At 71.7% G+C, this 20,370-nt stretch carries 23 protein-coding genes and 1 riboswitch; of the genes, 8 read left to right on the forward strand and 15 right to left on the reverse strand.

Annotation, left to right across the window (positions count from 1 at the left end; genetic code table 11):
- Nucleotides 1–52: 52 nt before the first annotated feature.
- Genes ACIRD8_RS23850 through ACIRD8_RS23860 form a run of 3 tightly spaced genes read right to left on the reverse strand, consistent with a single transcriptional unit; the run spans nt 53 to nt 3,647 of the window.
- Complete coding sequence (locus ACIRD8_RS23850) at nt 53–1,090, reverse strand: 2Fe-2S iron-sulfur cluster-binding protein (protein WP_403994982.1); 1,038 nt, start codon at nt 1,088–1,090, stop codon at nt 53–55.
- On the reverse strand, nt 1,087–2,781 hold the full coding sequence (locus ACIRD8_RS23855) for an FAD-binding protein (RefSeq protein WP_403994985.1): 1,695 nt from the start codon (nt 2,779–2,781) through the stop codon (nt 1,087–1,089). The genes ACIRD8_RS23850 and ACIRD8_RS23855 overlap by 4 nt, the downstream gene beginning before the upstream one ends.
- Nucleotides 2,778–3,647, reverse strand: a complete 870-nt coding sequence (locus tag ACIRD8_RS23860) for an alpha/beta fold hydrolase (protein WP_403994988.1) — start codon at nt 3,645–3,647, stop codon at nt 2,778–2,780. Before ACIRD8_RS23860 ends, ACIRD8_RS23855 begins: the two co-directional genes overlap by 4 nt.
- 314 nt (nt 3,648–3,961) lie before the next feature.
- On the opposite strand from ACIRD8_RS23860, the gene ACIRD8_RS23865 reads away from it, so the two are divergent.
- Complete coding sequence (locus tag ACIRD8_RS23865; protein WP_403994990.1) at nt 3,962–4,531, forward strand: flavin reductase family protein; 570 nt, start codon at nt 3,962–3,964, stop codon at nt 4,529–4,531.
- A 32-nt stretch (nt 4,532–4,563) separates the two neighbouring features.
- On the opposite strand, the gene ACIRD8_RS23870 is transcribed toward ACIRD8_RS23865, so the two are convergent.
- Complete coding sequence (locus ACIRD8_RS23870) at nt 4,564–5,394, reverse strand: IclR family transcriptional regulator (protein WP_403995335.1); 831 nt, start codon at nt 5,392–5,394, stop codon at nt 4,564–4,566.
- A gap of 313 nt (nt 5,395–5,707) precedes the next feature.
- Here ACIRD8_RS23870 and ACIRD8_RS23875 point away from each other — a divergent pair, with 313 nt between their 5' ends.
- The gene (locus tag ACIRD8_RS23875) at nt 5,708–6,418 is read left to right on the forward strand and encodes a lysophospholipid acyltransferase family protein (protein WP_403994993.1); all 711 of its coding nucleotides are present in this window, start codon (nt 5,708–5,710) and stop codon (nt 6,416–6,418) included.
- 65 nt (nt 6,419–6,483) lie between these two features.
- On the forward strand, nt 6,484–7,533 hold the full coding sequence (locus tag ACIRD8_RS23880) for an NAD-dependent epimerase/dehydratase family protein (RefSeq protein ID WP_403994995.1): 1,050 nt from the start codon (nt 6,484–6,486) through the stop codon (nt 7,531–7,533).
- Nucleotides 7,534–7,609: 76 nt separating this feature from the next.
- Here ACIRD8_RS23880 and ACIRD8_RS23885 read toward each other — a convergent pair whose 3' ends face one another.
- The 8 genes from ACIRD8_RS23885 to ACIRD8_RS23920 all read right to left on the reverse strand — a co-directional run bounded on the left by ACIRD8_RS23885 (nt 7,610) and on the right by ACIRD8_RS23920 (nt 14,628).
- Nucleotides 7,610–9,187 (reverse strand): alpha/beta hydrolase, encoded by a 1,578-nt coding sequence (locus tag ACIRD8_RS23885; protein ID WP_403994998.1) that lies wholly within the window; start codon nt 9,185–9,187, stop codon nt 7,610–7,612.
- 154 nt (nt 9,188–9,341) lie between these two features.
- The gene (locus tag ACIRD8_RS23890; protein ID WP_403995001.1) at nt 9,342–10,127 is read right to left on the reverse strand and encodes an urease accessory protein UreD; all 786 of its coding nucleotides are present in this window, start codon (nt 10,125–10,127) and stop codon (nt 9,342–9,344) included.
- Nucleotides 10,124–10,801 carry an urease accessory protein UreG gene (gene ureG / locus ACIRD8_RS23895; RefSeq protein ID WP_403995004.1) on the reverse strand — a complete coding sequence of 226 codons (678 nt, stop codon included), beginning with the start codon at nt 10,799–10,801 and terminating at the stop codon, nt 10,124–10,126. The genes ACIRD8_RS23890 and ureG overlap by 4 nt, the downstream gene beginning before the upstream one ends.
- A 42-nt stretch (nt 10,802–10,843) precedes the next feature.
- Nucleotides 10,844–11,509 carry an urease accessory protein UreF gene (locus ACIRD8_RS23900; RefSeq protein WP_403995007.1) on the reverse strand — a complete coding sequence of 222 codons (666 nt, stop codon included), beginning with the start codon at nt 11,507–11,509 and terminating at the stop codon, nt 10,844–10,846.
- Nucleotides 11,510–11,525: 16 nt separating this feature from the next.
- Nucleotides 11,526–13,247, reverse strand: a complete 1,722-nt coding sequence (locus ACIRD8_RS23905) for an urease subunit alpha (RefSeq protein ID WP_403995010.1) — start codon at nt 13,245–13,247, stop codon at nt 11,526–11,528.
- Nucleotides 13,240–13,551 carry an urease subunit beta gene (locus ACIRD8_RS23910; RefSeq protein ID WP_403995013.1) on the reverse strand — a complete coding sequence of 104 codons (312 nt, stop codon included), beginning with the start codon at nt 13,549–13,551 and terminating at the stop codon, nt 13,240–13,242. Before ACIRD8_RS23910 ends, ACIRD8_RS23905 begins: the two co-directional genes overlap by 8 nt.
- Before the next feature lie 14 nt (nt 13,552–13,565).
- The gene (locus ACIRD8_RS23915; RefSeq protein ID WP_403995015.1) at nt 13,566–13,868 is read right to left on the reverse strand and encodes an urease subunit gamma; all 303 of its coding nucleotides are present in this window, start codon (nt 13,866–13,868) and stop codon (nt 13,566–13,568) included.
- 139 nt (nt 13,869–14,007) lie between these two features.
- Complete coding sequence (locus tag ACIRD8_RS23920; protein ID WP_403995018.1) at nt 14,008–14,628, reverse strand: TetR/AcrR family transcriptional regulator; 621 nt, start codon at nt 14,626–14,628, stop codon at nt 14,008–14,010.
- 107 nt (nt 14,629–14,735) lie between these two features.
- On the opposite strand from ACIRD8_RS23920, the gene ACIRD8_RS23925 reads away from it, so the two are divergent.
- Nucleotides 14,736–15,731: an ABC transporter permease gene (locus tag ACIRD8_RS23925; protein ID WP_403995020.1), complete on the forward strand. Its 996-nt coding sequence runs from the start codon at nt 14,736–14,738 to the stop codon at nt 15,729–15,731.
- Nucleotides 15,732–15,876: 145 nt separating this feature from the next.
- On the opposite strand, the gene ACIRD8_RS23930 is transcribed toward ACIRD8_RS23925, so the two are convergent.
- Nucleotides 15,877–16,185 (reverse strand): type II toxin-antitoxin system Phd/YefM family antitoxin, encoded by a 309-nt coding sequence (locus ACIRD8_RS23930; RefSeq protein WP_403995023.1) that lies wholly within the window; start codon nt 16,183–16,185, stop codon nt 15,877–15,879.
- 79 nt (nt 16,186–16,264) lie between these two features.
- Here ACIRD8_RS23930 and ACIRD8_RS23935 point away from each other — a divergent pair, with 79 nt between their 5' ends.
- The 3 genes from ACIRD8_RS23935 to ACIRD8_RS23945 all read left to right on the forward strand — a co-directional run bounded on the left by ACIRD8_RS23935 (nt 16,265) and on the right by ACIRD8_RS23945 (nt 18,225).
- Entirely contained in the window at nt 16,265–16,900 is a 636-nt protein-coding gene (locus tag ACIRD8_RS23935) for an ATP-dependent Clp protease proteolytic subunit (RefSeq protein WP_403995026.1), read from the forward strand.
- Nucleotides 16,901–16,907: 7 nt separating this feature from the next.
- Nucleotides 16,908–17,216 carry a hypothetical protein gene (locus ACIRD8_RS23940; RefSeq protein ID WP_403995029.1) on the forward strand — a complete coding sequence of 103 codons (309 nt, stop codon included), beginning with the start codon at nt 16,908–16,910 and terminating at the stop codon, nt 17,214–17,216.
- A 338-nt stretch (nt 17,217–17,554) separates the two neighbouring features.
- Nucleotides 17,555–17,751, forward strand: a riboswitch (cyclic di-AMP (ydaO/yuaA leader).
- A gap of 3 nt (nt 17,752–17,754) precedes the next feature.
- On the forward strand, nt 17,755–18,225 hold the full coding sequence (locus tag ACIRD8_RS23945) for a C40 family peptidase (RefSeq protein ID WP_403995032.1): 471 nt from the start codon (nt 17,755–17,757) through the stop codon (nt 18,223–18,225).
- A gap of 18 nt (nt 18,226–18,243) precedes the next feature.
- Here the strand turns inward: ACIRD8_RS23945 and ACIRD8_RS23950 are convergent, their stop codons facing one another.
- Nucleotides 18,244–18,888 (reverse strand): LysE family translocator, encoded by a 645-nt coding sequence (locus ACIRD8_RS23950; RefSeq protein WP_403995035.1) that lies wholly within the window; start codon nt 18,886–18,888, stop codon nt 18,244–18,246.
- Between the two features lie 72 nt (nt 18,889–18,960).
- Here ACIRD8_RS23950 and ACIRD8_RS23955 point away from each other — a divergent pair, with 72 nt between their 5' ends.
- Nucleotides 18,961–19,875, forward strand: a complete 915-nt coding sequence (locus ACIRD8_RS23955; RefSeq protein WP_403995038.1) for a LysR family transcriptional regulator — start codon at nt 18,961–18,963, stop codon at nt 19,873–19,875.
- Between the two features lie 40 nt (nt 19,876–19,915).
- Here the strand turns inward: ACIRD8_RS23955 and ACIRD8_RS23960 are convergent, their stop codons facing one another.
- Nucleotides 19,916–20,347 (reverse strand): ATP-binding protein, encoded by a 432-nt coding sequence (locus tag ACIRD8_RS23960; RefSeq protein WP_403995041.1) that lies wholly within the window; start codon nt 20,345–20,347, stop codon nt 19,916–19,918.
- Nucleotides 20,348–20,370 lie beyond the last annotated feature (23 nt).

Genomic DNA, 20,370 nt, shown 5'->3' on the forward strand with positions numbered 1-20,370 from the left:
AACCTCATCCGGGTCGAGTGGTGCGGAGAGCGGATAGGGGCGGGTGGGGCGGTCAGCCGTCGTAGGTGATCCGCAGCCGGTCGCTGACCGGGCGCGCCTGGCAGGCGAGGATCAGTCCGTCGGCGAGGTCCCGCGCGTCGAGGACCTCGTTGCGTGCCATGGCCGCCTCGCCCGCGACGAGGACACAGGCGCAGGCGCTGCAGCTGCCTTCCCGGCAGGAGTACGGGGCGTCCAGGCCTGCGGCGAGCAGCACGTCCAGCAGGGGCGTGCCCCGGGGCCAGTCGACGGTGTGGTGCTGCCCGTCCAGCTCCACCTCCGCCGTGCTGACGGGCCCGGCGGCGTCAGGTTCCGGAACCGGCTCGCGCTCCGCGAACGGGTCGCCGGCCAGTGAGGTGAAGCGCTCGACGGTGATCCGGTCGGGTGGCACGCCCAGCTCGGTGAGCGCCGCGGTCGCCAGGTCCATGAAGGGACCGGGGCCGCAGACGAAGGCGGGGCGCCCGGTGCAGGGACCGGCGAGGGAGCGCAGGCCGGACGCGGTGGGCCGGCCCTGGACGGACTCCAGCCAGTGCAGGACGGTGAGCCGGTCGCCGTACTCCCGTGCCAGTGAGGCCAGTTCGTCGCGGAAGATGACGGACCGCTCGTCGCGGTTGGCGTAGAGGAGGGTGACCTTGCCGGTCCCGGCGTGCAGGGCGGACGTGAGGATGGACATCACCGGGGTGATGCCGCTGCCCGCGGCGAGCAGCAGGAAGTCACCGTCGAGCGAGCCGGGGGTGAACGTGCCGGCGGGCCTCAGGACTTCGAGGTTGTCCCCCTCGGTGACGTGGTCGCAGATCCAGTTCGAGGCGTAGCCGCCCGCGGTGCGCTTGACGGTCACCTTGAGGTGCTCGTCGCGGCCCGGAGCGCTGCTCAGCGAGTAGCAGCGGGCCGCGCCGCCGGGGCGCTCGGACGGCACCCTGACGGTGAGGAACTGGCCCGGTGCGTAGGCGAACCTGTCCCGGTGTTCCTCGGCGGGTTCCAGGACCAGCGAGTGCGCGTCGGCCGTCTCCCGGATCACCTTGACGACGCGCACGATCAGCGGCGCCGGGCTCATGGCGCGCCTCCGGTGGTCGTGGCGGCGTGCCGGGCGGCGATGTAGCCGAACACGATGGCGGGGCCGATGGTGGCGCCCGGCCCGGCGTACTCGTTGCCCATCACGGACGCGGAGGTGTTGCCGGTGGCGTACAGCCCGGCGACGGCGGAGCCGTCCTCGCGGAGGACCCGGCTGTGCTCGTCACAGACCAGGCCGCCCTTGGTTCCGAGGTCGCCGACCTCGATGCGGATCGCGTAGTAGGGGGCCTTGTCGAGCTCGTCGAGGTTGGGGTTCTTCAGGGTCGGGTCGCCGTAGTACCGGTCGTAGGCGCTGTCGCCCCGGCCGAATTCGGTGTCCTTCCCGGTGCGGGCGAAGCCGTTGAACCGTTCGACGGTACCGGTGAGGGTCTCGGCCGGGACGCCGATGCTCCGGGCGAGCCCGGCGAGGGTGTCGGCGCGGTGGACGGTGCCGTTCTCGTAGAACGCCTTCGGGAAGGGCATGCCGGGGAGGATCTGCGCGAAGGGGTAGCGGGCGCGGGCCTTGGCGTCCATCACGAACCAGGCGGGGGTGTGCCCGCCTTCGAGCTGGTCGTGGACGAAGTTGACGTACGGCGAGGACTCGTTGGTGAAGCGCCTGCCGTCGCCGGCGACGATCACCGACGGCGGGATGCACCGCTCGGAGACCAAGGGGACCGTGGCGCCGGAGGGGTGGCGCACGGACGGCATCCACCAGGCGTCGTCCATGAAGTCGAGGGCCGCGCCGAGGGCTTCGCCCGCGACGATGCCGTCACCCACGTTCTCGACGGCTCCGGCGCTGTGGTTGTCCCGGGCGCCCTCGGGCAGGTACTTCTCGCGCATCTCCCGGTTGTGGTCGAACCCTCCGGTGGCCAGGAGCACACCGTGCCGGGCGCCGACCCGCACGGGCCCGCCGTCCCGTTCGACGACGACGCCGGTGACCTTGCCGCTCCCGTCGGTGACGAGTCCGGTCATCGGGCTGCGCAGCCACACGGGCACGCCGGCCTCCTTCAGCGCCATGCGCATCCGCGCGACCAGGGCCCGTCCGCCGGTCGCCATGTGGCGGCGGCGGACCATGTTGGACGAGACCCGCCAGGCGGCGACCAGGGAGGCCCGGCGTCCGCGCCAGGTCCGCTTGACCATGGCGAGGTCCCGGTAGTCCTTGGCGGTGATCCAGAGGCCGAGGGGGCCCTTGAGGCTGTTGGGGCGCTGGTACTTCTCGTCCTCGCCGAGCTTGCGGGTGTCGAAGGGCAGCGCCTCGACGGACCGGCCGAGCGGGCGGCCGCCGTCGTACTCGGGGTGGTAGTCGGCGTAGCCCTTGACCCAGAAGAACCTCATCCAGCGGCTCTTCCCGAGGAGTTCCATCGCGGCCGGCCCCTGGTCGACGTAGGCGTCGAGGCGGGCGGCGGGGACACGGTCCTCGGTGAGCAGGTCGAGGTAGCGGCGTACGGAGGCGCGGCTGTCGTCGTGGCCCTTGGCCCGCAGGGTGGGGTTGTTGGGGATCCAGATGCCGCCGCCGGAGATGCCGGTCGTGCCGCCGTACTTCGCGCCCTTCTCGACCACGACCGTGCTCAGTCCGCTGTCGGCCGCGGTCAGCGCGGCGGCCATGCCGCCTCCGCCGCTGCCGACCACGACGAAGTCGAACTCCTCGTCCCAGGCGGTCTCGTGTGCCGCACCGGTGGCCGCACCGGCGCTCATGCCGCGTCCTCACGGGTGAGGAAGGCGAGGACCGCGCTCTCCCAGGCGGCCTTCTGCTCGATCATCACCCAGTGCCCGCAGTCGGGGAAGACGTGCAGTTCCGCGTCGGGGATGGTGCGCATCGGCAGGATCGACATGTCGACGGGGCTGACCCGGTCGTCGCGGCCCCAGGTGAGCAGGGTCCTGGCTTGGAGCCGGTGCAGCACGGCCCAGTACGGTGCCTCGTCGGAGGCGGCAGCGGCGGCGGTCCGTGCGGCGAACGCCTCGCTGCCGTACATCCGGCGGGCCGCGGCGAGCGTCTCCGGGTCGGTGGCCTGTGCCCACCGCTCCTCGATGAGCTCCTCGGTCACCAGGGACCGGTCGTACACCATGGAGTTGAGCCAGCGGACCAGGCCCTCGCGGGACGGCGCGTCGGTGAACTCGGAGAGCAGCCTGACACCTTCGCCCGGCCCCGGGCCGAACAGGTTCCGGCCGATGCCGCCGATCGTCACGAGGCGGCGTACCCGGTCCGGGTGGGCGAGGGCGAACTGCGTGCCGACGATGCCGCCCATCGAGTTGCCGATGACATCGGCCCGCTGGATCCCGAGCCCGTCCAGGAACCGGGTCACGGCCGAGGCCGCCGTCGCCATGGGATGGCCGTCGGCAGGGTCGCTGACCCCGAACCCGGGGAACTCCAGGACGAGACAGCGGAAGTGCTCGGCGAACACACCCAGGTTGTGACGGTAGTTGCGCCAGCCCGTGACGCCCGGGCCGGAACCGTGCAGCAGGAGCAGGGGCGGCCCGTCGCCGGCCTCGTGGTAGCGCAACACGCCCTTTTCGGTGGCGAGTTCACGCAGTGTGGAGTCGTGACTGAGCTCCGTCATCATCCCTGCCTCGGTTGACCTCGGTGTGCGGTGGCCCTGACGGCCCGATGGGTCCGGCCGCCGGCCTGCCCTGGGCGCCCAGGGGTGCCGTGTGCACGGTCCCTGGACGGTAACTACGGCCCGCGGGACGGCGCGGCGGGCGTCTCGGTCAGCGGGATGCGTACGGACGCGGGGGTGCGGGCGGGGTCCGGCGCTCCGCGCCCGGAGGGCGTTCCACTGATCGGGAACGTGGGCCCGGCGGGCGGGCCGGTGTCCTAGCTTCGGCCCCCTGCCCGGCCCCGGGCACACGAGCGCACCGTTCCCCCGAGGTGGATCCCATGACCGCAGAGTCCCTGTCCGCGCCCGAGGCACGTGAGGAGACCGAGCCGACGCCTTTGCGGATGCGGGGCACCATGGGGACCTTCGCCTCCGGGGTCACGGTGGTGACGGGGATCGGCCGGGACGGGATTCCGGTCGGCTTCGCCTGCCAGTCGTTCGCCTCGGTGTCGCTCGATCCGGCGCTGGTGCTGTTCTGCGCCGACCACCGGGGGCGCGCCTGGCCGAGGATCCGGGAGTCGGGCCGGTTCACCGTGAACATCCTGGCCGAGGAACAGACCGATCTCTGCGGGCGGTTCGGCTCGGGCAAGGGCCGCAAGTACGAGGGGCTGGACTGGGAGGTCTCCCGCTGGGGGACGCCCTCGCTGCCCGGCGTCCTGACCCGGGTGCACGCCGATGTGTACGACGTGCACGGTGCGGGCGACCACGATGTGGTGGTGGGCCGGGTCCTCGCCCTGGAGACGGTGACCGACCGGCGGCCGATGCTCTTCTTCCGCGGCGGTTTCGGTATCGGCACCCCGGTGGCGACGGCGTCCCCCGGCCCATGGGGCTGGGGCGACCACTGGGGGTGAGGGGCGGCCGGCGGTGGCCGCCCGCCCCGTGCCTACTGCCAGTCGCCGTACTGTCCCGCGGCGAGCAGCCGGTCCATGGTCTGCGGGGACCACGTCGCCTCCGGTTCCGCCACCGCGCGGCGCGCCCTGCCGGCCGGCTTCACCTGGTCGGGGAAGAGCTCGCGTGACACCTGCCGGACCGCGTCACCGACCAGTGGTGCGACCTTCTCCAGGGGGGACGAGGCGTCCCCCGCCAGGGAGATCGCCGCGACGGGCCCCTCGGGGCCACGGACCGCGGCGGCGACGCAGGCGATCTTGGGGAAGCACTCCCCGCGCTCGAAGGCGAGACCGTGACGGCGCCGGATGCGGTTGAGTTCCTGGTGAAGGGTGCCGACGTCGGAGATGGTGCGCTGGGTCAGGCGGCCGATGAAGCCGGTCGCCCGGGCCTCGACGTCCTCCGGTTCGAGCCAGGCCAGCATGGCCTTGCCGAGTGCCGTCGAATGGGCGGGCGCCCGGCCTCCGACGCGGGAGGGGACCGTCGCGGCGAAGCGGCCGCCGACCTTGTCGAGGTAGTACACCTCCGCTCCGTCCAGGACGGCCAGATGGACGACCAGGCCGGTCCGGATCTGCAGGTGGTGCAGCCGGGCGGCCGCGGCCTCACGGATCCTGCCGTGCCCGCCGTCCCCTCCCCCGAGGCCGAGGGCGCGGCGCCCGAGCCCGTAGCCGAAGTCGGTGTGCTCCAGCCAGTTCAGCCGCACCAGCTGGTCGAGTATCCGGTGCGCCGTCGACCTCGGCAGGCGCGTGGACCCGGCCACCTCCTCCAGGGAGAGCCGGGCCGTCCGGCCCTCGAAGACGTCCATGATGAGCGTCATCCGCTCGACCATCGACGGTGGCAGCTCCCGCCGGGCCGGCACCTGCACGGGGGGAGCTTCGTGGACAGCCGTCATGGGAGCCTCCAGTCACAGACTGAAATGAATTCTTGTTTTCAGGAATGTAACAGCGCCCCCCGAGCCCGGTGAAGACATGCGCACGACCTCTCTCCGCACGAACCACCCGGCCCCCACGCGCACGGCCTCCCGGAGACACCCGGAACACGGCTACGATCGATCACCTGAGAGAGCCGACGAGTTCATCACGCTGTGTGCGACCTGGCAGAACGCGGCCAACAGCCCGGTCCGGAAGGCTAGGAGAGAAGCTGTGTTCTATTACGTCCTGAAGTACGCCGTGCTGGGCCCTCTGCTCCGGCTGCTGTTCCGCCCCCGCATCGAAGGGCTGGAGCACATCCCCGACGACGGTGCCGCCATCGTCGCCGGCAACCACCTCTCCTTCTCCGACCACTTCCTGATGCCGGCGATCCTCAAGCGCCGCATCACGTTCCTCGCGAAGGCCGAGTACTTCACCGGCCCCGGGATCAAGGGGAAGCTGACCGCGGCGTTCTTCCACAGCATCGGGCAGATCCCCGTGGACCGCTCGGGCAAGGAGGCCGGGCAGGCGGCCATCCGCGAGGGCCTGGGAGTGCTGGACAAGGGGGAACTGCTGGGCATCTACCCGGAGGGCACCCGTTCGCACGACGGCCGGCTGTACAAGGGCAAGGTGGGGGTCGCCGTGATGGCGATCAGGGCGGGGGTCCCGGTCATCCCCTGCGCGATGGTCGGCACGTTCGAGATCCAGCCGCCCGGACAGAAGGTGCCGAACATCAAGCGGGTCACGATCAGGTTCGGGGAGCCGCTGGACTTCTCCCGCTACGCCGGCCTGGCGAACCAGAAGGCGGCGATCCGGGCGGTCACGGACGAGATCATGTACGCCATCCTCGGCCTCTCCGGACAGGAGTACGTCGACGAGTACGCGGTCAAGGCGAAGGCGGCGCAGGCCGAGGAGTCCAAGAAGTTCCCACGCCGGTCACGCTGAGCGAGGAATCTGCTGTGGGCCGATTCCGGCGGTCCGGGCCGTGAGGCCGCCGTAGCGTCTCCCGTATGAGCAGAGGACGAGCGTTCGTACTGGGAGCCACGGGACAGATGGGCCGGCCCGCGGTGCGGGCCCTGGCCGAGGACGGCTGGGAGGTGACCGCGGCGTCGCGCGGGGGCGGCCGGGACGGCAGCTGGGACGCGGGGGTCCGCACGGTCGCGGTGGACCGCGAGGAGAAGGGGGCGCTGGAGGCGGCGCTGGGCGACGGCTGCGACGTCCTCGTCGACATGGTCGCCTTCGACCGGGATCACGCCGCACAGCTCGCCGGGCTCGCGGGCCGGGCCGGTTCCGCGGTGGTCATCTCCAGCGGCGCGGTGTACGAGGACGGGCGGGGCCGGAGCTTCGACACCCAGGACGAGCCGGACGGCTTCCCGGAGTATCCGGTGCCGGTCACGGAGACACAGCGCACGGTCGCCCCCGGGGAAGCGACGTACGGGACACGGAAGGCCGCGCTGGAGCAGGAACTGCTCGCGGCCGGCGACGCGTTGCCGGTGACGCTGCTCAGGGCGGGCGCGGTGCACGGACCGTACTGCCGGACGCCGCGCGAGCTGTACTTCGTCAAGCGCCTGCTGGACGGCCGCCGCCGGAGGGTCCTCGCGTACGGCGGGGAGAGCCGCTTCCATCCGGTCCATGTGTCCAACGTCGCCGAGCTGATCCGCCTCGCCGCTCTGCGGCCGGCTTCCCGGGTGCTCAACGCCGGGGATCCTCAGGTGCCGACCGTCGCCGAGATAGGCGCGGCCGTCGACGGCGTGCTGGGGCTGGAGACCGAGACGGTGCTGGTGGCGGGTGCGCCGCCCGAGGGAGGCATCGGGGAGACGCCGTGGAGCGGCGCGCACCCCGTCGTCCACGACATGTCGGCCGCCGAACGGGAGCTGGGCTACCGCCCGGTGACGGGGTATGCCGAGTCGCTGCCGCAGACCGTCGAGTGGCTCGCCGCGCAGCTCGACGGGCGGGACTGGAGGGAGGCCTTCCCCAAGATGGTGCGCAGCTACGGCGAGGCCCTCTTCGACTACGCGGCGGAGGACGCCTGGCTGGATCGGTACGACAGGCAGGCATGAGCGCGCCTTCGCATCTGCCGGGGGTGAACGGGCGGCCGCCGGACTTCATCGGCCGCCCGCTCACGTCAGGTGGTGATCACGGCGTCGGTGTGGCGTGCGGGGTGCACGTCACATCGCGCCGGTCGGTCTTCCCGGTGAGCAGGTAGGTGTCCACCCGCTCGTTGATGCAGGGGTTGACCAGGCCGGTGACACCGTGCGAACCGGCGCCCTTCTCGGTGATGAGACGGGAGCCCTTGAACCGCTTGTGCAGCTCGACGGCGCCCTCGTACGGGGTGGCGGCGTCACGCGTGGACTGCACGATCAGCACCGGCGGCAGGCCCTTGCCGGTACGGACGTCCAGCGGGGTCTGCTGCTTGGCCGGCCATGTCGCACACGGCAGGTTCATCCAGGCGTTGGCCCACGTCATGAACGGGTTGTCCCGGTGCAGCCGGGTGTTGTCGCGGTCCCACTTCTTCCAGCTGGTGGGCCACTGGGCGTCCGTGCACTCGACCGCCGTGTACACGGCGTTGCCGTTCTCCGCGCTGATGTTGCCCTTGGTGTCCGACAGGTCGGGTGCCGCGGCGTCGATCAGCGCCTGGGTGTCGCCGCCCAGGTAGTCGCTCCAGATCTGGGCGGTGGGCGCCCAGGCGGAGTCGTAGTACGGCGCGCTCTGGAAGAATCCGATGAGCTCGGCCGGGCCGAGGACCCCGCCGATCGGCTTCTTCTTGGCCGCGGCGCGCAGCGTCAGCCAGGCCTGCTCGACCTTCTCGGGCGTGTCACCGATGTGGTAGGCGGCGTCGTTCTTCGCGACCCACGCCTTCCAGTCGTTCCAGCGGGTCTGGAAGGCGATGTCCTGGTTGAGGTTGGCCTCGTACCAGATGTTGCTCTTCGCCGGGTTGACCACGCTGTCGACGACCATGCGGCGTACGTGCGTCGGGAAGAGCGTGCCGTAGACCGCACCCAGGTACGTACCGTAGGAGACGCCCAGGAAGTTGAGCTTCTTCTCACCGAGCGCGGCGCGGATGACATCCAGGTCGCGTGCGGTGTTGGGCGTGGTCATGTGCGGCAGCATGTCGCCGCTGCGCTCGGCACAGCCGTCGGCGTACTCCGCCGCCAGCTTGCGCTGGGCCCGCTTGTCGGCCTCGCTGTCCGGCACCGGATCGGCCTTCGGAGCCTTCACGAACTCCTGGGGGTCGATGCAGGAGATCGGCGCCGAGTGGCCGACGCCGCGCGGGTCGAAGCCCACGAAGTCGTACGCCTTCGCGGCCTTCGTCCAGAGCGGGTTCTTGGTGACGATGCGCTTCGGGAACGCCATCCCCGAGCCGCCGGGGCCGCCGGGGTTGTAGACGAGTGCGCCCTGGCGCTCGCTCTTCGTGCCCGTGCTGACGTGCCGGTCGACCGCGAGCTTGACCTGCTTGCCGTTCGGCTTGGCGTAGTCGAGCGGAACGCTCACCCACCCGCACTGGATGGGTGCGGCGATCGCCCAGTCGGCCGGGCAGTCCGCCCAGTCGATACCGGTCTTCGCGGCCCGGGCCGCGGCGATCTGGACGCCGCGCGCCTCCTGGTCGCCGTGGTGCCTGCTGTCGGCACCGGCGGCCGGTGCGGCTATCGCCCCCGCTATGAGCGTGCCCGCGATCAGAGTGCCGGCCGAACCGAGCACCGCTGTGCGTCTCAAGTGGAACCTCCCCCTGTGTGATGCGCCGCCTGTGGCGGCGCGCTGGTTCATGAGTCCAGGAGGATCCTTTCGTCTGTGAGGTTGCTGAGAACAGGGCGTACGCATGATTCTTTACCGAACCAATAACCGGTGCACCCTGTCCCGCTCAGCGAACTCAGGTCCTCTCAAGGACCTTTGCCTCCTTCAGCAGGCCCTCCAGCGCCTCGTCCAGCACCGCACGGAGCAGCCGTGCGTCGGCGGCGAGCGCGGTCACCAGGACACCGGGACCGGCCAGGGGGGTGAGCACGGCGGTGGGGCCGAGCAGCCGGGGCCCGGGAGGACGGTCGCCGAAGGCGGGGTCGACGAGGAGCAGTTGCCCGACGGCACGGTGGCCTCCCAGGACGGCCCCGCCGTCCCAGCCCCCGGGCGCTCCCGGCCCGTACGCCAACTGCTGGTCGAGCAGCGGCCTTCCGGCCCTGCGTACGGTCAGACGGGTGGAGAGCCGACCGGTCGTCTCGCCGTGCCGGCCCAGAACCTGTTCCTCACGCAGCACCAGGCGTGCGGTGCCGGCGAGTTCGGCCCGGGTGGTCAGGTCGAGTTCGCTGCCGTGCGCGGAGACGATCTGTTCGGGCAGCCAGCGGAGTTCGGCCCCCTCCCCCACGCGCAGGCGCACGTCGTACGAGGCGGGCACGGCGTCCGGGCCGGCCCCCGGCAACGCCACGGTGGCGGCTGCGGAGTCCACCGTCAGCCGTGCGCCGTCCCCCGCCCGGACCTCGATGGCGAGCCGGTCGCCGCCCAGCGGGGCGCTCATCGCGCCGACCACGGTGACACGCGCGTACGCGGGATCCGGTGATCTGGTCCGGCGCAGCGCGAGCGGGCCCTCGCTCTCGAGGACCGGGAGTGCGGTGGAGCCCCGTCCGTCGGCGGCCGCCGTGATCCGGGCGGTGGCCGTGACGCTCATGCGGTCCAGTCCGCGAGCCGCTCCCGCACCCAGTCGGCGACGGGGGCGACACCGACGGCACCGGTCAGGGAGGTGAACACCACGGGCAGGTCGCCACGCTGTTCGGCGGCGTCGCGGGCCATCCGGTCCAGGTCGGAGCCGACGTACGGGGCGAGGTCGGTCTTGTTGATGACGAGCAGGTCGGCAGTGGTGACACCGGGGCCGCCCTTGCGGGGGATGTCGTCGCCGCCCGCGACGTCGATCACGAAGACCTGTGCGTCGACGAGGCCCTTGGAGAAGGTCGCGGTGAGGTTGTCGCCGCCCGATTCGACGAGGATGAGGTCGAGGGGCCCCACGGAGGCCTCCAGGTCCTCGACCGCTTCGAGGTTGGCGGAGATGTCGTCGCGGATCGCGGTGTGCGGGCAGGCGCCGGTCTCGACGGCCTGGATGCGCTCGGGCGGCAGCACCGCGTTGCGGAGCAGGAAGGCGGCGTCCTCGCGGGTGTAGATGTCATTGGTGACGACGGCGATGGAGATCCGGTCGCGCAGGGCGCGGCAGAGGGCGGCGACGGTGGCCGTCTTGCCCGATCCGACGGGCCCTCCCAGGCCGATCCGCAGCGCGCGGCGGGTGCCGTCGGGGCGTGTGGAGTCGGCGCTGACGGCGGCCGGGCCGGTGTGCGCGTGGTCGAGGTGCATGGTGCGGCTCCTGGTGATGGCAGGGGGGCGGGGTGCGGGGGTTCAGGACGCGAACAGGCGGACCGGCCAGGCCGCGTGGGCCTCGGCCGAGATGTCGAGCAGTGGGGCGGAGGCGGCGGGCAGCGCGTCGATGCCGTGCCGTGCGGCCTCGGTGGCCTGTTCGGCGACCCGGTCGAGGGCGGGCGCGAGCCGGGCAAGGACGGCGGTGGCCTCGAAGGGGTCCAGGGACAGCAGGCGGACCACCGCGGTGGCGGGGCCGCTGACCGTTTCGTAGGCGACGCAGTGTGCGGCGTCGGCGGGTTCCAGGCCGGCGGAGCGTGCCGTGAGCCCGAGGACGACGGGTTGGTGGGCGCCGCGCGGCCGGGCTTCGGCGAGCGCGGTCAGGTCGGCGCTGGGCCAGGTGGCCCGTGCCGCCCTCATCAGCTGCCGGCCGAGCTTGCGGGCGGTGTTCCTGAGCGCGGGCGAGGGCGTCCGGGCGTCGGCGGCCTCGTCGAGGGTGAGCGGGTCGAGTCCGTGGGCCGCCGCCGCGGCCAGCGCGGCGGAGGTGAGCCCCGTGGTGTGGAGCCGGCCCAGGCAGAAGTCCTCCAGGTCCTGGGTGGTGCGGATGCGTCCCGCTTTGACGGCCGGTTCGGCGCCGCCGGAGTGGGCGTGGCCACCGGCGGGGAACCGGCCGTCGGCGAGGACGAGCAGGGCTGCGCGCGTCGTCATGAGGTGCTGTCCTGCCTCAGAAAAGGAAGTACCGCTGGGCCATGGGGAGTTCTACGGCCGGGGCGGGTTCGACCGGGTCGCCGTCGATGGTGACGGCGAAGCTGTCGGGGTCGACCCGGACCCGGGGCAGGGCGTCGTTCTCCCGCATGTCCGCCTTGGTGACGCCCCGGGTGCTGGTGATCGGCACGAACTCCTTGCCTAGCCCCAGGCGTTCCGGCAGCCCGTCCTCGACGGCGGCCGAGGACACGAAGTTGAGGGAGTTGGACGCGGGGGCCCGGCCCACGGCGCCGAACATCGGGCGGGGCATGACCGGCTGCGGGGTGGGGATCGAGGCGTTGGCGTCGCCCATCTGCGCGTACGCGATCTGGCCGCCCTTGATGACGGTCTGCGGCTTGACGCCGAAGAACGCCGGGTCCCAGAGGACGAGATCGGCGAGCTTGCCGGGCTCGACGGAACCGATCTCCCGGTCCAGGCCCTGCGCGACCGCCGGGTTGATCGTGTATTTGGCGACATAGCGACGTGCCCGGTGGTTGTCGGCCCGGCCGTCCCCCGGCAGGGCTCCGCGCCGTCGCTTCATCACGTGGGCGGTCTGCCAGGTGCGCAGGATCACCTCGCCGATACGGCCCATCGCCTGGGAGTCCGAGGAGATGATCGAGATGGCTCCGAGGTCGTGGAGGATGTCCTCGGCCGCGATGGTGGAGGGCCGGATCCGGGACTCGGCGAAGGCGAGGTCCTCGGGCACCGTGGGGTTGAGGTGGTGGCAGACCATCAGCATGTCGAGGTGTTCCTCGATGGTGTTGACGGTGTGCGGCCGGGTCGGGTTGGTGGAGCTGGGCAGGACGTAGGGCTCCGAGACCACGCTGATGATGTCGGGAGCGTGCCCGCCGCCCGCGCCCTCGGTGTGGTAGGCGTGGATGGAGCGGCCCGCGACGGCGGCCAGGGTGTCGGCGACGAACCCGGCCTCGTTGAGCGTGTCCGTGTGGATGGCGAGCTGGGCGCCGGTCTCCTCGCACACGCTCAGGCATGCGTCGATGACGGCGGGGGTGGCGCCCCAGTCCTCGTGGATCTTGAATCCCAGTGCTCCCGCGCGCAGTTGGGAGTGCATGGCCTCGCGGGACATCGTGTTGCCCTTGCCGAGCAGACCGATGTTGACCGGGTAGCCCTCCAGTGCCTCGAACATCCGGGCCAGGTGCCAGGGGCCCGGGGTGATCGTCGTGGCCTTGGTCCCTTCGGCCGGTCCCGTGCCTCCGCCGACGAGTGTGGTGATCCCGGAGGAGAGCGCCTGGTCGACGAGGGTCGGCGAGATGAAGTGGACGTGCGCGTCGATGGCTCCGGCGGTGATGAACTTGCCGTTGCCCGCGATGATCTCGGTCTCGGGTCCGATGACCAGCTCGGGGTGGACGCCGTCCATGGTGTCCGGGTTCCCGGCCTTGCCGATCCCGGTGATCCGGCCGTCGCGAATACCGATGTCGGCCTTGACGATGCCCCAGTGATCGATGATGACTGCGCCGGTGACGACAGTGTCGGGGGCACCCTCGGCGCGGGTGGTCCGCGCCTGGCCCATCGACTCACGGATCACCTTGCCGCCGCCGAACACGGCTTCGTCACCGGCCCGTCCGGGGCCGCCGGAGCGGTCCTCCTCGATCTCGACGACGAGGTCGGTGTCGGCGAGCCGGATGCGGTCGCCGGTGGTGGGCCCGAACAGATCGGCGTACACGGGACGGCTGAGCTCAGGCATCGAGGGGACCTCCGGTGTCGCCGCGCAGGCCGGGGACGGTGCGCAGACCTGCGAGCGGGACGAGTTCGACGTCGACGGGGATGCCGGGCTCGAAGCGCACAGCGGTTCCGGCGGCGATGTTCAGCCGCAGCCCGTGGGCCGCGCGGCGGTCGAAGTCGAGACCGGGGTTGGCCTCGGCGAAGTGGTAGTGCGAGCCGACCTGGACGGGCCGGTCCGCGGCGTTGAGGACGGTGAGCCGGGTGACGGGCCGCCCCTCGTTGAGCGGGACCCGCCCCTCGGCGAACAGGATCTCTCCGGGAATCATCGGCGGATCCCCCGTCAGACGATCGGTTCGTGGACGGTGACCAGCTTGGTGCCGTCCGGGAAGGTGGCCTCGACCTGGACGTCGTGGATCATCTCGGGGATGCCGTCCATGACGTCGTCGCGGGTGAGGACCGTCCTGCCGGAGGCCATCAGTTCGGCCACGGTCCGGCCGTCGCGGGCGCCTTCCAGAAGGTGCGACGTGATCAGCGCGATCGCCTCGGGGTGGTTCAGCCGCAGTCCGCGCGCCCTGCGCTTCTCTGCGACGTCGGCCGCCACATGGATGAGCAGGCGTTCCTGTTCGTGCGGAGTCAGTTGCACGCTTCCACCCTCTTCGTCTTCCGCCCGGTACCTGCCCCGGGCGCAGCGGGACCTTATCCCGCCTTCAACACTCTGTTGAACGACGAAGAGGGCTCCGCGACCAGGTATGGCACGTTAGGGCGGAAGTTTTTCCGGCGCGTTAACTGATCCTTGACGGATCCATGGACATCAGGCCGCGCAGCCCGTTCTCCAGGACGTCGGGCTCGACCCCGCCGAACAGCGCCTCCTGCGCGATGAATCCCTGGGCGGTGGCGATCAGGGTGCGGGCCACGTCGTCGGCCGGGACGTCGGCACGCATCAGCCCGGCCGCCCGGTAGGCGTCCACCAGCTTGGCCCACGCCGCGCGCATGCCCGTGTAGCCGTCGTGGAGCGTCCTCGCCAGCCGCTCGTTGCGCATGGTCTCGGCCCACACCTGGACGATGAGCGCGGCACACTCGCGGCGCTCCATCCCGTACATCTGCTCCTCGAAGACCCCGCGCAGGACCCTGCCGAGCAGCACATCGGGAGTGGGCGGCGGGGTGACCTCCGCGGCCTCCTCGAAGGCGCGCCGGATGCCACGGAACGCCTCGTCGGCGATGGCCGCGATCAGGTCCTCCTTGCCCGCGAAGTAGCGGTAGACGGCCCCCGCGGACAGTCCGACCTCCTTCAGCACGTCCTGCATCGAGGTGCCGTGGAAGCCGTTGCGGGCGAAGCAGCGTGCGGCGCCGGCGAGGATCTGCCGGCGGCGGGCGTCGAGGTGCTCCTGGGATACGCGTGCCATGGCGCCAATCTAAAACGAACGTTCCTTCTTGACAAGCGTCCGACCCCGGGGAGACAGTGGGCTTCCGTAAAACGAACGATCCTTCTCTTTGAATTGAGGCAGTCGTCATGCCTGCTGCGCCCAATCGCCGCGCGGTCGCGGTCATCCTCCTCGTCCCGCTGATCGTGACGCTCAGCCTCTGGGCGTTCGCGTGGCCCGCCGCCCGGATCGCCCCGCGCGACCTGCCCGTGGGCATCGCGGGCGCCGCACCGGCGGCCGACCAGCTGCAGAGTCGGTTCGAACAGCGCGAGGGCGCCTTCGAGATCCACCGTTACGAGGACGAGGCCGCGGCCCGCGAAGCGGTCGAGGACCGGGTCGTATACGGCGCCGTCGTCGTCACCGGGGAGGGCCCGCGCCTGCTGACCGCCTCCGCGGCGAGCCCTGTCGTCTCCCAGCTGCTGACCGAGGCGGTCAAGGGAGCCGCACCCGCGGGAACCGACATACCGGTCACCGATGTCGTCGCGGCGCCCGAGGCCGATCCGCGCGGTGCCGCACTCGGCGCGAGCATCCTCCCGCTGGCCCTCGCCGGTGTCGCCGCCGGGGCGCTGGTGAACGTCATGGGGCTGCGCGGCGCCAGGGCGGCCGTGGCCCTCACCGGCGCGGCGGGGCTGGTGGGCATCGCGGCCACCGCGGTCGCCCACAGCTGGCTGGGCGTGCTGACGGGTGACTGGTGGACGGAGGCCGGCGTCATCGGACTCACCGTGCTGGCCATCGCCTCGGCCGTCGGAGGGCTCGCGGCCCTGCTGGGCCCGAAGGGCATCGGCGTGGGCGCGCTGCTGATGGTCCTGCTCGGCAACTCCTTCTCGGGCGTCACGAGCGCCCCCCAGCTGCTGCCCGAACCGGTCGGCATGATCGGTCAGTGGCTCCCGCCGGGCGCGGGCGGCTCACTGCTGCGGTCGGTCGCGTTCTTCGACGGCGCCGCGGCGGGCGGTGCCGTACTGACCCTGACGGCGTGGGCGGTGCTGGGCCTGGCCGCCGTTCTGGTCGGCAGCCGCCGACGGCCGGGGCAGGTCGGCCCGGCCGAACCTTCCGCGAACCGCCGCGAACCGGCCCTCACGGGCTGACGGGACACCACCCGGACGAGCCGCGCCCCCGCCAGGACAGGCGGGGGCGCGGCTTTTCGCGGTTCCGCCTCCTCCGAGGAGCGAAGGGAGCCGCGTCCCGGTCTCGGCCGGAGGACGGCGTCAGCGACCGTCCGGCCGGACTGCGTCAGCGGTCCCGGTCGTCGTGGCCGCGGTGCTCGGCGGCGATACCGAAGCGGTGGCGTTCGCCCTGAGCGGATGACACGGAGCGGAGCGAGGACACCGAACTGATCACCTGCTCCTCGGCCTGCGCCTGCGCCGCCTCCTGTGCCGCAGCCTCGTCGCTTTCGAGTCGCTGCAGGTCAGCGGCCGACACCAGGGCCACCAAAGGTTTTCCGTGCCGCGTCACCACCACACGTTCACCCCCGTAGACGACACGGTTGATCAGTTCGGCGAGCTCCGCCCGGGCTTGCGTCACCGGAATCTCGTAGGCCATGCCCCCATCTTAACCTCCTGTACGTCCTGTACATTTTTAACGTACTTCGATTCGCCGTGGTCCGAGGAGAGGCATCGTCATGTTCCGTCCCGCCGCCCGCTACGTCCTGCCCGAGTTCACCGAGCGCACCGCTTACGGCTCCCGGAGCATGGATCCGTACTCGAAGCTGCTGTCCGAGCGGATCGTCTTCCTCGGTACGCCCGTCGACGACACCGCGGCCACCGATCTGATCGCCCAGTTCATGTATCTGGAGCACGCGGACCCCGACCGGCCCCTGTCCCTCTACATCAACTCGCCGGGCGGCTCGTTCAACGCCATGACCGCGATCTACGACACCATGAACTTCCTCGCCTGCGAGGTGGAGACCTTCTGCCTCGGCCAGGCGGGTTCGAGTGCCGCGGTGCTGCTGGCGGCCGGCACGCCCGGCCACCGACATGCCCTGCCGGGCGCCCGGGTAGTCATTCAGCAACCCGCCCTGGACGAGCCGGTGCAGGGCCAGCCCTCCGATCTCGAGATCCAGGCCCGTGAGTTGATGCGCGAGCGCGAGATGCTCACGGCGATGCTGGCCCGTCACACGGGGCGTTCCACACAGGAGATCAGCGCCGACATCGAACGCGACACCATCCTCGACGCGCCCGCGGCCCTGGCGTTCGGGCTGGTGGACCACGTCATGGAGAACCGCACACCGTCCCGGCCGCCGCATCCCGCGAGGTGAACGCCCGATGCTCCCACCCCAGTTCCCGCCGCTTCCCGCACTGACCCGCGCCGAGGCCGAGTTCATCGACTGCTACCTGGAGGCGCTGGACCAGCTCGGCCGCATCAACCCCGCCCGCGGCAGCGACACGTACGGCGCGCTCCGGGCGGCTCAGGCTCTCGCGTCCCGGGCCACCGCCCTCCGCGACGCGCTCGCGCTGATGCACGAGCGGGGTGAGTCGCAGATCCACGCGGACACCCTGACCAGGGCGCTGCGGCTGCTGGACGGCGAGCGTCGTGCCGCGCGGGTCGCGGTGCCTCCCGTGTCGTCGAGTTGAGCGCCTCGCACCCGGCCGGGCCGGCGGCCCTCCGTTCGGTGCCTCTTTTCGACACGCCCGGCGGGCCGATGAGTTTTGCTCGCTCGTTCGGCGTAGAAGCTCCCCCGCCCGAGGGACAGGCCAACTTGCGCAACGCGCGCGGACACTGAGCGGAATCTGTCGTTCCGCCCCTGGTACACGGCTGGTCCGGTGCGACGCCCGCAGCACCGGGCCGACCGCGTCCACCCGATCGGATCAGTCGTGACGACTCTCACATATCGCCCCTTCAACGAGGAAATCCGGCAGTGCGTGCGTAAAGATCCCTGGGACGACAAGCCCCCGCCACCGCGGCGGGGCGGTCCGGGCGGACGCCGAGTCCTGCCGCCGTCCGGATGCCTGGTCGACAGGAGTGGATCGGCAGGAGTGGAGGACCCGAGCACAACGGGCCGACCGGGTATCCGGACGGCCCTCGGGGTGAAGCCGCACCACGCGGCCGGGCAACTTCGCCAGCCCGAACCCGACAGGTCATCCTTCACAGGCGGCTGACGAAGGGTTGCGCATGACTGCGCAGGTTCATGTCCCGTCTCTGTTCGCCCGGGTCGGCACGGCCTCGGTTCTGACATTCGCCGTAGGCACCACCATGATGGCCCCCGGTCTCGTGAACGACGCCGAGGCCGCCGCCCATTCGACGAGGGCGCTCAACATCGCCGCCTCGAAGAAGGGGTCGCCCTACAGATGGGGCGCCACCGGCCCCCATCGGTTCGACTGCTCCGGACTCACGCTCTACTCGTTCAAGAAGGCCGGCAAGAAACTTCCCCGTACGGCTCAGCAGCAGTACAACAAGACCCGCCATATCTCCAGGTCGCAGCGGAAACGCGGCGACCTGGTCTTCTTCCACGCGGGCCGCAGCGTGTACCACGTCGGCATCTACGCCGGCAGCGGGAAGATCTGGCACTCACCGAAGACCGGCGCCGTGGTCCGGCTGGAGAAGATCTGGTCCGGCAACGTCTGGTACGGGAGGGTCGCCTGACGCCCTTTCGCTCCTGGTTCAGTGCAGCAGGGGGCCCGTCACCAGAACGAGTCCCAACGCGGTGAGCGCCGTGCCGCTGCCGCCCTCGATCGCACGGGCGGCACGCGGCCGGCGCAGCCACCGGCCCAGGCGGTCCACCAGCAGGGCCACCGCCGGGAACCAGACCAGCGCCAGCACGACGACGACCGAGGCCAGCAGCAGGGTCCTGGGCAGCGCGGACCGCCCCTCGGGGACGAACTGGGGCAGCAGGCTGAGGAAGAGCACGGGCGCCTTCGGGTTGAGGGCGTTGGTCAGGAAGCCCTGGCGCAGCGAGCGTCCGAGCCCCGGCAGCGGCCCGCCCGGGTCCTCCTCCTCGGTGCCGGTTCCGGTGGCGGCCACCCGCCGCCGCATCGCGTACAGGCCGCTGAGCCCCAGGTAGAGCACGTACGCGCCGCCGAGCAGCTGCACGGTGCGGAAGAGGACGGGCATCGTCACGAGGACGGCGGCGAGTCCGGCGGCGGCCAGCGCGGTGTGCACCAGCAGCCCTCCCGCGACCCCCACCGCGGTGGCGAGCCCGGACCGTCGGGATGCGAGCGCGTTGCGTACGACCACGGTGAAGTCGGCGCCGGGGAGCGCCACCATTCCCGCGGCGACGGCGACGAAGGCGAGCAGTTGTGCGTCCATGGGTCCACCCTGACCGCTCAGGCCCTTTAGCATGTACTTGCAATCTTCTGGGTCTGCCAAAAGGAACGCTTAATGTACGACCCGACACGGCTGGCCGCGCTGGTGGCGGTCTCCGAGGCCGGCTCGATCACGCGCGCGGCAGCGCGGCTGGGTTACACCGCGCCCGCGCTCTCCCAGCAGCTGGCCAAGCTGGAGAGGGAGGCGGGAGCCGCCCTCCTCGTCCGCCACCACCGCGGGGCGCGACTGACGGCGGCCGGTGAGCTGCTGGCGGGGCGGGCCAGACGCGTACTGGACGAGATGGACCAGGCACGGCACGAGCTGGCCGGACTCGCGGGGCTGTCCGGCGGCCGGCTGCGGGTCGGCACGTTCGTGACGGCCGGGATCCATCTGCTGCCGCCCGTGCTCACCGCGTTCCGACGGGCCCACCCCGATGTGGAGCTGGCCGTCACGGACTACGAGCCGCCCGCCGGGGTCGCCGCGGTGGCGGCGGGTGACGTGGACCTGGCGCTGACCCATGCGTACGAACCCGCGGCCCCCCAGCCGCTGCCGGCCGGGCTGTCGGCCGAGCCACTGCTCGTCGAGGAGCTGGTGCTGGTCACCGCGCTCGGGCAGATGCTGTCCGAGGGCAGCGGCCCGCTGCCCGTGGCCGAACTCGCGGGCCGCCCGCTGATCAGCAGCGCGCCCGGCCATCCGCCGCGGCGCGGGGTGGAGCGCGCGCTGGCCGAGGCGGGGGCCACCCCCGCCGTGGTGTGCGAGTCGCCCGGCTACGCACTGGTGTGCGCCCTGGTCAGTGCGGGGATCGGCGTGGCGGTGGTGCCGGAGATGGTGGCCGCGATGTCCCCGGCGCCGGTCGCCGTCCGGCGGCTGGAACCCGCCGCTTTCCGACGGACGATCTCCGTGGTGCACCGGGGGGACCGGGACACCCCGGCGGCGGCGACACTGAGAGCACTGCTGCGCAACGGCTTCGGGCGCGCCTCCTCCGGGTGAGGGCGCCCCGCCCCGCCGGAGGCCGGTACGCCCGGCGGCGTCAGGCCTGCGCGGGGACCGGCCAGGGAAGAGCGACCGACACGGTCTTGCCGCCGTCCGGGGTGGGAATGACACCGAGCCGGCCGCCGTGCTCCTTCGTCAGGGCCCGGATGATCACCATGCCGCGCCCGTTGTCCTGGCGGACCGCGGCGGGCAGCCGCTGCGGCCACCGGGGGTGGCTGTCCGTCACACCGAGGTAGAACTCCACGTCCCGGTCGAGACGGAGGTCCACGGTGAAAGTGGGTGACTGTCCGAAGGTGTGCTGGACGGCGTTGGTGGCGAGTTCCGAGACGATCAACCGGATGGCCTCGGCCGTGTCGCCGTCCTCGGAGAGGCCCCATTCGGTGAGTACCCGGGCCACATGTCTCCGGGCCGCGGAGACCGAGGCCGGATCGCTCGGCAGGGTGACGGATGCTTCCTGATGGTCTGCCATGGCGACGCCGTCCCTTTCCCGCC

Origin of the sequence: Streptomyces sp. NPDC102451 (genome assembly GCF_044765485.1) — a bacterium.
GTDB lineage: Bacteria > Actinomycetota > Actinomycetes > Streptomycetales > Streptomycetaceae > Streptomyces.

Bases quoted from the DNA above. Each gene is read 5' to 3' on its own strand.
- ACIRD8_RS23925 (WP_403995020.1), top strand. From the start codon at position 14,736: ATGCCTGCTGCGCCCAATCGCCGCGCGGTCGCGGTCATCCTCCTCGTC.
- ACIRD8_RS23910 (WP_403995013.1), bottom strand. From the start codon at position 13,551: ATGATTCCCGGAGAGATCCTGTTCGCCGAGGGGCGGGTCCCGCTCAAC.
- ACIRD8_RS23870 (WP_403995335.1), bottom strand. From the start codon at position 5,394: ATGGTCGAGCGGATGACGCTCATCATGGACGTCTTCGAGGGCCGGACG.
- ACIRD8_RS23865 (WP_403994990.1), top strand. From the start codon at position 3,962: ATGACCGCAGAGTCCCTGTCCGCGCCCGAGGCACGTGAGGAGACCGAG.
- ACIRD8_RS23850 (WP_403994982.1), bottom strand. From the start codon at position 1,090: ATGAGCCCGGCGCCGCTGATCGTGCGCGTCGTCAAGGTGATCCGGGAG.
- ACIRD8_RS23950 (WP_403995035.1), bottom strand. From the start codon at position 18,888: ATGGACGCACAACTGCTCGCCTTCGTCGCCGTCGCCGCGGGAATGGTG.
- ACIRD8_RS23855 (WP_403994985.1), bottom strand. From the start codon at position 2,781: ATGAGCGCCGGTGCGGCCACCGGTGCGGCACACGAGACCGCCTGGGAC.
- ACIRD8_RS23945 (WP_403995032.1), top strand. From the start codon at position 17,755: ATGACTGCGCAGGTTCATGTCCCGTCTCTGTTCGCCCGGGTCGGCACG.
- ACIRD8_RS23905 (WP_403995010.1), bottom strand. From the start codon at position 13,247: ATGCCTGAGCTCAGCCGTCCCGTGTACGCCGATCTGTTCGGGCCCACC.
- ureG (WP_403995004.1), bottom strand. From the start codon at position 10,801: ATGCACCTCGACCACGCGCACACCGGCCCGGCCGCCGTCAGCGCCGAC.
- ACIRD8_RS23860 (WP_403994988.1), bottom strand. From the start codon at position 3,647: ATGATGACGGAGCTCAGTCACGACTCCACACTGCGTGAACTCGCCACC.
- ACIRD8_RS23900 (WP_403995007.1), bottom strand. From the start codon at position 11,509: ATGACGACGCGCGCAGCCCTGCTCGTCCTCGCCGACGGCCGGTTCCCC.
- ACIRD8_RS23935 (WP_403995026.1), top strand. From the start codon at position 16,265: ATGTTCCGTCCCGCCGCCCGCTACGTCCTGCCCGAGTTCACCGAGCGC.
- ACIRD8_RS23940 (WP_403995029.1), top strand. From the start codon at position 16,908: ATGCTCCCACCCCAGTTCCCGCCGCTTCCCGCACTGACCCGCGCCGAG.
- ACIRD8_RS23920 (WP_403995018.1), bottom strand. From the start codon at position 14,628: ATGGCACGCGTATCCCAGGAGCACCTCGACGCCCGCCGCCGGCAGATC.
- ACIRD8_RS23960 (WP_403995041.1), bottom strand. From the start codon at position 20,347: ATGGCAGACCATCAGGAAGCATCCGTCACCCTGCCGAGCGATCCGGCC.
- ACIRD8_RS23880 (WP_403994995.1), top strand. From the start codon at position 6,484: ATGAGCAGAGGACGAGCGTTCGTACTGGGAGCCACGGGACAGATGGGC.
- ACIRD8_RS23890 (WP_403995001.1), bottom strand. From the start codon at position 10,127: ATGAGCGTCACGGCCACCGCCCGGATCACGGCGGCCGCCGACGGACGG.
- ACIRD8_RS23930 (WP_403995023.1), bottom strand. From the start codon at position 16,185: ATGGCCTACGAGATTCCGGTGACGCAAGCCCGGGCGGAGCTCGCCGAA.
- ACIRD8_RS23955 (WP_403995038.1), top strand. From the start codon at position 18,961: ATGTACGACCCGACACGGCTGGCCGCGCTGGTGGCGGTCTCCGAGGCC.